The 612-nt window shown below is 64.4% G+C and carries 1 protein-coding gene; it reads left to right on the forward strand.

Annotation, left to right across the window (positions count from 1 at the left end; all coding sequences use genetic code 11):
• Positions 1-394: hypothetical protein (locus IG178_RS24835; protein WP_193215253.1), on the forward strand; the 394-nt coding region annotated here is incomplete at its 5' end.
• Positions 395-612: the final 218 nt, after the last annotated feature.

Here is a 612-nt window from a genome sequence, read left to right on the forward strand (position 1 = left end):
CGACGGCCAGATGATGGAGGTCTCGAACAAGCTGGTGGTTGAGGCGCAGTCGACCTTCGTGCGCCAGCTGGTCGATGTGATCCGTTGCCTCCTCGAGCTGGAGGATCTCCTGGATGGCGTCGTCTGCTCGCTGGCCAGCGGCGCGAGCGGCTCGGGTGCCCTGGATCGCCTCGGCCACGGTGGTCCGATTTCCCTCGATCCGTGCGGACATCATGCTGGTCAGGTGCTGGAACAGCCCCCGAAGCTCCAGGGTGAGCGGGTCCAGGGAGTGCTCCGTGCGGAAGTCCACGCGGACCCGCTCCACCTGGATCAGGTCTGTGACCAGCTCGTGGTCGAACGGGACATCGGGGAAGACGATCGGCTGCATGCGCGAAATTTTACCGTGGCCCTCTGAGAGTTTAAGGATGTCGTCATGATGTCCCTGTTGTGGAAGGGATGTGGAGAAGAAGCATGCGCGCGGAATTTAAGTCTGCAGGTTCCGGGAGTTGCGTTCGAAGTCCTGCGCGGGGCCTCACATCGCGTGCACGAACGGGCGGTCCTGCTTGTGCGGCACCGTCCGGCGCAGGACCTCGCGCACGGCTGCGGCTGTCTGAGCGCGACGGAGGGCATGCG

The organism is Neoluteolibacter marinus, from assembly GCF_014904755.1.
Classification (GTDB): domain Bacteria; phylum Verrucomicrobiota; class Verrucomicrobiia; order Verrucomicrobiales; family Akkermansiaceae; genus Haloferula; species Haloferula marina.